The sequence below is a fragment of the Caldifermentibacillus hisashii genome (genome assembly GCF_039654145.1).
Classification (GTDB): Bacteria; Bacillota; Bacilli; order Bacillales; family Caldibacillaceae; genus Caldifermentibacillus; species Caldifermentibacillus hisashii.
Genome location: NZ_CP155467.1, coordinates 1,853,997 through 1,862,258 on the forward strand (window position 1 = coordinate 1,853,997; position 8,262 = coordinate 1,862,258).

General features: G+C 32.4%; 8 protein-coding genes. 7 read left to right on the plus strand and 1 reads right to left on the minus strand.

The window, feature by feature from the left end; genetic code table 11:
- The first annotated feature begins 63 nt into the window (after positions 1-63).
- Positions 64-516, plus strand: coding sequence for a hypothetical protein (locus tag NSQ14_RS08790; RefSeq protein ID WP_326973550.1), 453 nt, complete (start codon positions 64-66; stop codon positions 514-516).
- Positions 517-846: 330 nt separating this feature from the next.
- Here NSQ14_RS08790 and NSQ14_RS08795 read toward each other — a convergent pair whose 3' ends face one another.
- Complete coding sequence (locus NSQ14_RS08795; RefSeq protein ID WP_346217082.1) at positions 847-1,392, minus strand: helix-turn-helix domain-containing protein; 546 nt, start codon at positions 1,390-1,392, stop codon at positions 847-849.
- A 133-nt stretch (positions 1,393-1,525) separates the two neighbouring features.
- On the opposite strand from NSQ14_RS08795, the gene NSQ14_RS08800 reads away from it, so the two are divergent.
- The 6 genes from NSQ14_RS08800 (at position 1,526) to ilvE (ending at position 8,228) form a co-directional block, all read left to right on the plus strand.
- On the plus strand, positions 1,526-1,729 hold the full coding sequence (locus NSQ14_RS08800) for a PLD nuclease N-terminal domain-containing protein (protein ID WP_095142587.1): 204 nt from the start codon (positions 1,526-1,528) through the stop codon (positions 1,727-1,729).
- Positions 1,726-2,631 carry an ABC transporter ATP-binding protein gene (locus NSQ14_RS08805; protein ID WP_034770145.1) on the plus strand — a complete coding sequence of 302 codons (906 nt, stop codon included), beginning with the start codon at positions 1,726-1,728 and terminating at the stop codon, positions 2,629-2,631. The genes NSQ14_RS08800 and NSQ14_RS08805 overlap by 4 nt, the downstream gene beginning before the upstream one ends.
- The gene (locus NSQ14_RS08810) at positions 2,628-3,416 is read left to right on the plus strand and encodes an ABC transporter permease (RefSeq protein ID WP_034770142.1); all 789 of its coding nucleotides are present in this window, start codon (positions 2,628-2,630) and stop codon (positions 3,414-3,416) included. The genes NSQ14_RS08805 and NSQ14_RS08810 overlap by 4 nt, the downstream gene beginning before the upstream one ends.
- A gap of 33 nt (positions 3,417-3,449) precedes the next feature.
- Positions 3,450-4,133, plus strand: coding sequence for an ABC transporter ATP-binding protein (locus NSQ14_RS08815; RefSeq protein WP_052514553.1), 684 nt, complete (start codon positions 3,450-3,452; stop codon positions 4,131-4,133).
- Positions 4,134-4,137: 4 nt separating this feature from the next.
- Positions 4,138-5,715: a hypothetical protein gene (locus NSQ14_RS08820; RefSeq protein WP_034770137.1), complete on the plus strand. Its 1,578-nt coding sequence runs from the start codon at positions 4,138-4,140 to the stop codon at positions 5,713-5,715.
- Between the two features lie 1,586 nt (positions 5,716-7,301).
- Positions 7,302-8,228: a branched-chain-amino-acid transaminase gene (ilvE, locus tag NSQ14_RS08825; protein WP_041845960.1), complete on the plus strand. Its 927-nt coding sequence runs from the start codon at positions 7,302-7,304 to the stop codon at positions 8,226-8,228.
- The last annotated feature ends 34 nt before the right edge of the window (positions 8,229-8,262 follow it).

The following is an 8,262-nucleotide window of genomic DNA, read 5'->3' on the forward strand; positions in this document are numbered from 1 at the left end:
AATCCTATGGGCACTGGTAACCTGTTTTTTCAACATTAAACAGCGAAGAGCCTCAAAAGAAATGTGAAGATAACTTATAAAGATTTTAACGAACTTGAAAATATTATAAAAAATGTCTCATCTAAAGTTGAAGCTGTTCAAAGGGCATATGATATTTTGGTTAACTATGATAATACAGCGAGTAATATTTCTACAAAAAAATTATTTTATATAACTTGTAGTGCAATCTTAGGATTATCACATGAAAAAATAGAATTATTAGAGACAATAACAGGGGTATATCCTAATGAAAATGAAACATTATTATCTTTATATAATTATTTTTTGTATCAAGCCTATGTAATTGATATACTCCTGAATCTTTCTACACTTGAACTAGAACCTGAAGAGGAATTTTGGGATTTAGATGTTGTAAAGGGATATGAAATGTATATTTTCAACATTGTCTTTAACAGGCCACCAATTACTGAAAATATAAATGAGTTTTTCATGTGTGTCCTAATGAAGAAAAAATAGAAAAAAATAAATATTAATGCTGTCATATTTATTGACGTTATTAAGTACGTTCTAATTTATATGTAATGGTGCAATTATTTCTTTGTCCTTTTCTTTATTGTTTGGTTTAATGTTGACATATCATCCATGCGTCTCGATTAGATGTACAAAAATATATTTCAGACTCACCAATGTTTAAGTGCACAAAAACGGACACCTTTTAAAATTTATCTATAAAAAAGGTGTCCTTATATTTCAAGTGTGGATTTGAAATTTAGTTATATGAAATCCTTAAACAAGAACCTTTGACCCTCGCCACAACGTGCGGTTTATGGCACCGTAACAAGGTATTTAACTATCCGGAATAATAGTAATACCGATGGTTTGGGTAGGGGTACTTTTTTCCTTTTTCTTACTGGAAGCGTGGTAATATTTAGTTACCAGTTTGTTTAATTCATTTTGGAACTGTGTGAAATGTTCTTCATCCAATTGAAATTCCACTACAGAAAATGTAGAATTATCGTCCGTACGATTTTCCTCTTCCAGCTTTTGTAGATAAAGCTGATATTTGGATAAAAGCAATAATTGATAATAAGATATATAATCAAGCTTCTCCTTTGCAGAGACCTTTCCCCACTCATTCTTATCCAATGTTGCATAATCTTCATTTAACACATAATACTTTTCAGTCACTGATTTAACCTTTTTTTCCTTTAACACTTGAATGACATCAGCCTCCACCATAGATTGTATGTGTCTATACAATGTTGCTTGTGGTACATCTTTTATGACTTTTACCATCTCCAGAGGAGTTAGGCCATTCTCTTTATTCCCCATTAAAGCAAGACAAATTTTCATTCTTACGGGATGCATTAGAATCTCCATTTTATTATCCATCTTATCACCTCTTTCATTATCATTATAAATAATGAAAATAATTATTGCAATTTACTTTTAACCATGTTATCATTATCAATAACGATAATTAGTGGAGGTGATTAAAATAAAACCGAATCTTGACCTAAATAATATGGATTTCGACATTCTTTCTCCAGTGATATTGCCAATCATCGTAATCATTTTGTTGTTCATCATCTTTGCATTAGTGGATCTATACCGAAACAAAAGTAGGAGAAAAAATGTACTTGTATGGACCATTGTTATCATTTTAGTTATTCCACTAGGACCCATACTTTACTTTATTATAGGGAGAAAGGATAGTGACAAACGATGAAATTGGAAGTTAAAAACGTCACTAAAAAATTTAATGAGAAAATTGCTGTCAATGATTTTTCAATAGCTATCAACTCTGGGGAATGTGTAGGATTAATTGGACCAAATGGAGCAGGGAAAACCACGTTGATTAAGATCATCTCGGATATTATGAATCCCACTTCGGGTGAAGTATTATTGGATGGAAAAAAAATATCTGACATGAAAAAACAAATTGGTTACTTGCCACAATATCCGAATTTTTTTCAATGGATGACTGCAACTGAAACGCTTTTCTTTATGGGACAGTTATCCGGTCTTGATAAAAAAGAATTGAAAACTTCTATTCCGAAAATTTTATCAAAAGTGGGTTTAAGTGGAGAAGAGAATTCAAGGGTCAGTACATTTTCTGGTGGAATGAAACAGCGATTAGGCATAGCACAAGCACTGTTACATAAACCCTCTTTAATATTGATGGATGAACCTGTTTCAGCATTGGATCCGATAGGCCGCAGAGAAGTGTTGAACATTATCGATGAAATAAAGAAAGATACAACCATTTTATTATCTTCTCATATTTTAGGAGACGTGGAAGAAATCTGTGAGCGACTTGTCATCGTGAAAAACGGTAAAAAAATAGAAGATACAACTATGATAGGATTATTGAATAGAAATAGTCAAAATAAAATACGTATTGAATTATCTAATGATCGTGAGGATTGGATTGAACACATCAAGAATTTGGATTATGTGAAAGATGTTGAGTTGACAGGAAATAAATTAAAAGTAGAGGTAGAAAACATTAAAGTAAACAAAAGGATGTTATTGGAAAATGCATTAAAACACCATGTTGATATCGTTAAATTTGAAATAGCTAATGACACACTTGAAGAAATATTCTTAAAAATGGTGGTGGAAAAGTGAAGCAATTTGCAATCTTAACTAAAAAGGAAACCTTACAGTTCATAAGAGAACTTAAAATTGTATGGCTACCATTAGCTTTTATATTTTTGGGAATCACACAACCAGTTGTAACCTATTATTTACCCTATATATTAGAAGCGTTTGGTGGAGGCCAGGGGATTATCATTGATTCAAGTATGAAAGATATAGCGGGGAATGAAATACTTGCCAGTACATTGGAATCGCAGTTCGATCAACTTGGTGTCATCATCATCGTTATCTCAATGATGGGAGTGGTACAATCAGATAAAGCAAATGGAATGCTAGGTTTTATTCTGACAAGACCAGTTAAAGTCGAATCTTATATTAGTAGTAAAATTTTTTCCAACTATATGTTCGTTGCTGGCAGTGTAGCATTGGGGTATGTTGTTTCTTATATATACACCAATTTCTTGTTTACAAGTATACCTTTTACCAGTTTAATAGTTGCATTATTATTTTATTTGTTGTGGGTTTTATTTGTTGTATCATTTACAACTATGGTTAGTACTTTCTTTAACAGCCAAGGTGTTATAGCATTAATTTCTATTGCTGTTCTTTTAGGAATTAGAATGATCGTCGGCCTTAACCCTTTGCTTGATCGTTTGAATCCAGCGAGTATGAGTGAATATGCGAAGGAAGCTCTGGTTTTTGCTGATATCGATATGAGTGTTGTATGGAGTGTATTGATAACTTTATTATTGTCAGCAATCGTAATGAATTTCGCGAAGATGTGGATTGCTAATAAAAAATATAATATTGATTAATCCGTTTAAAGTAAGGAAAGGGTGATTCATTTGTTGAATATTTCCAATTTAAAAAAGAGTTATTCGGAAAAGCAGGTTTTAAAAGGTGTGAACTTGAATGTTAAAAAAGGGGAAATTTTAGGTTTTGTCGGGGCAAATGGTGCTGGGAAAACAACCACATTAAATATCATTACCGGTATGTTGGATTATGAGAGTGGAGTAGTGGAAATTAATGGGTTAAACCAAACAGCAGGATTAGATTATAAAAAGCAATATTTTTTCATACCGGATACTGTAAATGTGTTTAAAAATGTTTCAGGATTAGACTGGATACATTTTTTAATGAATTTGTATGAAATAGAAGAAAATAATAAGTTAGAGGAGTATGTACAAGTATTCCAAATGCAGGAATCCATTGATAAACCCATTGGAACCTACTCTTATGGGATGTTGCATAAAATGTCTCTGATTGCAGCCTTTACAATTAATCCACCAATCATCATTATGGATGAGCCATTAAATGGTCTTGATCCTAATGCAGTGGTTGTTTTTAAGGATTTAATAAAATCCTATGTCGATCAGGGGGGAACTGTAATCTTTTCAACACATCTTTTGGATATCGCGGAAAAAATTTGTACTACGGTTGCCATTTTAAAAGGAGGCAAAATTATTCTACATGATGAGATAAAGAATATAACAGGTAGTAAATCATTGGAATCAATATTCATGGAGGCGTAAGTTTATGAAAGAAAACCTTCAATTCCAGTTAACTAAGTTTTTTATTTCTTCCTTTTACAAGAAACCAAAGCAGCAGATTCAACAGGTAGTATTAATTATTGCGATAATTTATGTTTTATTCCAACTGACTGTCATAAATTTCCTGGTTTATTACTTTATGGATTCTCAACTATTAATTTTTTATAACTTGGCTTTCTCGATCCTTCTAGTTTATATTTTGACTTGTTATTTATCGACAACACAAGCTTTTGCATTTAGTGAATTTAAGATGTTAGCATCTCTACCCTTATCATATAGAAAAATTTCAACAGCTAAAGTAGTGAGTAGTCTATTTGTACCAATCTTCTTGACGATGATCCTCCAGCTGCCGACTATAGGATTTTTACTCATTGATTTTAAGTTTATTGAAGCGCTTAAGTTAATCATATTTTTACCAGTCCTTATTGGATTAATTGCCATGTTTTTGTTATTCGTCCTATCTTGTATCCATAGGTTTTATGCAAAATTTAAAAGTAGAGTTTCTTATTTACTGTTGAATGTTGTTACCATGTTGCTAATCCCTATTATATTTATAGCATATTTTGTAATAGAATCAGGTCTTTTGAATCATACTTACAAAGATGGATTCATAAATGCTGCAAAATATATACTGATCCAGCTTTTTGAAACTGCTAGTTTAATGCCTTGGATAGACTCGATCGTTGAATTCTTTGTATCAAATAAAGTCAGCCTACATTTAATTCTGGTTTATGTAGTATTAATTATAACCACTCTTTTGCTTTCATATTTTACAATTGAAAACATTTCCGTCAATTATTTTAAAAATGCCTTATTGGAAAATAATAAATCACAATGGAAAGGTTCAAGAGTTTATATTTCTAAAAATAAATGGAGTAATTATTTGCAAAGGGAAATATGGGTGATTCAATCTGAGGCATACTTTAAAATGCAAGTATTACTTGGGGTTTTATTAGCACCAATTATCTCAGCTATTTTACTGACGTTATTGCATTTTGATGCATTGCCGGATTTTTTGAACGTCACGAAAGACGAAACATTTGATATTTATTTTTCATATCTCGTCTTATTTTTTTGTTGTATGAATAATGTAAGTGGAACACCTTATTCCAGAGAAGGGAAATACCATTATTTATTAAAGTGTACTCCACTTGATTCTAATCTCGTATATTTTTCCAAGGTGATCATTTCATCAACAATGGGTATTATTGCTTTGCTTCTAAGTTTTCTTCTGTTTGCAATTTTTGGGTTTTGGGAAGTCGAACATTTGTTACTGTTCATGATTATTTCTGGATTGATTATTTGCTATAACTTGTTAACTCCAGTCTATGACATGAGAAATCCACTGACGGAGTGGGAAAATCCATCCGTAGCTGCGAAATCTAACACGAATGTATTAATTAGCTTGATTTATGGATTGCCCATCTTACTTATTATTGCTGCCATTCATTTTGGGCTAATTTGGTTGAATGTCCAATCGCTATTGGCGACTGTTATTGTTTTGCTGATGGTTGTAATTACAATTGTTTTATTGCTCAATCGGTTAAAAAAGGTTTTAATATAATTATTGTTAAGAGTCAACGATTTCCGACATTTGAAGCGACTATTCGGCTTTGCTTCATTCAGAGTGGTGGGTAAGATCATCGGTGTATGATTTTACCCACTATTTCTTTTTTAATTACTGAAGACCTGAGAGTTATGAACCAAACTAATAAAACAGTCTACTTCACTTGCATTCGAATGAGATTCATTATGTTGGTGGGCATCGGTTCTCACGTATAGGTAACTGGCATCAAATTTAAAAATTGGAGATATTTTTTAACAGTGAGGTTGGGACATAACTATTCCAACTATAGAAAAATCCGAACAATTCCACTCATTAGCTCCGGAAATATACTCAAGACTCCTGCGGGAGGTCGGCTAAAAACGGTCACGTCCTGTGACCAACGCCGCACGCTAACGTCCTGTGCGTCGGTCGGCCTAGGTGAGACCCCGCAGCGGGCCTTGCCCACGAGGAGGCTCACCAGCCGCTCATCAGGTGCGAAGTATATTTCCAGAGGGCTTGAAGCACTTATTGTAGATTGTTCGGATTTTATTCTTTCGATTATGTTATGTCCCAGTCTCCTTTTATGTTTGTGTAGTAAAAAATAAATTTTTGTCTATAATTCTGATTATTTTCTTATATAAAGAAAAAACATATTTTAGAATTGTGTTTAACGCTATCTATATATTGTTATTTTCCTCATATATGAAAATGTCGAGAGGTTATTGACAAATTAAATCTTAGATGATAGAATCCTATGTGAAAAAAACATATTTGAAAATTGCGTTTAAAACTAGCTACATATTGTTATTTTCCTCTTATATGACATATCGGGAAGTTAGTTATTGACACATTATATCTTAGATGATAGCGTTGCGAAAAAACAGGTAATTCAACAAGTTGATTGTCTTTGTGAGTAATTTCTCCAAACTAACAAAAAATAAAGAGGAAGTCGAAGATTGTTGAAAGAACGAAATAAAAGGCTTAGTAAATTGGATGGGATAATACAAAAAAGTATGGAAAAAAGTCCGTTAAATTTTCTGAAGAATAAGTATAGTGAAAATGTATAAAAAATATAATTCTAAATAAATATCATTTAATTAGATTGTTATATTACGAAACAGGGGGAAAGGAGTGGAAGAAGTGCCTTAGTAAGCAGCTGATACAGAAAGTCATGTAAATATAAGGGGGGAATCACGGAACATACAGAATACTCGCATTCCTAATAAATGGAAAGGATATTTCTATGACCCTTTATATCAATCTCAGAGAATATGAGATCAAAGTGTTGGCCAACTTTGATAACCCCCCCATTCCTCTAAGAGTTTTTAGGAGATATTGTATTAGATATAGATAAATATATTTGTGGTTTTCCTCTCTCCTATGTCTAGAACTCAATTTCATTTACCGGAACTTTATGCAATGGAGTAGAGCTTGATTGATACAGTACTGTAGTTTTATCAATCATTGAAGTCAGTAAAGGCAAAATCTTTACTGCAACTGTATCAATCAACACGATAAAATGATTGCTATATTTTGATATGTATCAAGTTGATGAACTTACTATATGAGATGATAAAAATATATATAATAGGGGGATGCTCGTATTGAGTAATCAATGGATTTATCTTAATAATCAATTTGTAAAAAAAGAGGATGCTTTAGTTTCTGTTTACGATCATGGGTTTTTGTATGGTGATGGTGTATTTGAAGGTATCCGCGTTTATGACGGAAACGTTTTTAAATTGGAGGAGCACTTGGAACGGTTATTTCAATCTGCACAATCAATTATGTTAAAAATCCCATACACCAAAGAAGAATTACAAGACTTGGTTGTCGAGACCGTTCGAAAAAACGATTTGAGAAGTGCGTATATAAGATTGATTGTGTCTAGAGGACCCGGAAATCTAGGCATTGATCCAGAAACTTGTCTTCATCCACAAGTAATCATTATTGCAGAAAAATTAGCATTGTTTCCAGATGAACTATATGAAAAAGGGTTAAAGGTCGGATCGGTTTCGACTAGAAGAAATCATCCGGATGTTTTAAGTCCTCAAATCAAATCATTGAATTATTTAAATAATATCCTTGTTAAAATAGAGGCAAATCAAGCAGGAGTTCATGAAGCGTTAATGTTGAACGACGAAGGATATGTAACAGAAGGATCTACTGACAATATATTTATAGTTAAAGATGGAGTAATTTATACCCCGCCAGTATATCTGGGGGCATTAGAGGGAGTTACCCGAAACACAATAATAAATCTGGCTCAAAAATTCAATTATGAAGTTAGAGAAGTTCCTTTTACGCGTCATGACGTCTATATAGCTGAAGAAGTATTTTTAACTGGTACAGCAGTTGAAGTCATTTCGGTTATTGAAGTAGATGGAAGAATAATAGGTGATGGTAAGCCCGGAAAGGTTACTCAACATTTGCTTGAAGAGTTTCGAAAAATAGTAACTGTTGATGGGGTTCAATGTTATCCCGAACTTAAAGATAGTATTGTTGAAGCAGTTAGCGATCTAATTAATTAAAAAATAAATCACAGTAATCATTCTATTATTAAGA

Coding starts and splice junctions, on each gene's coding strand:
- NSQ14_RS08820 (WP_034770137.1), top strand. CDS start 4,138: ATGAAAGAAAACCTTCAATTCCAGTTAACTAAGTTTTTTATTTCTTCC.
- NSQ14_RS08805 (WP_034770145.1), top strand. CDS start 1,726: ATGAAATTGGAAGTTAAAAACGTCACTAAAAAATTTAATGAGAAAATT.
- NSQ14_RS08795 (WP_346217082.1), bottom strand. CDS start 1,392: ATGGATAATAAAATGGAGATTCTAATGCATCCCGTAAGAATGAAAATT.
- NSQ14_RS08800 (WP_095142587.1), top strand. CDS start 1,526: ATGGATTTCGACATTCTTTCTCCAGTGATATTGCCAATCATCGTAATC.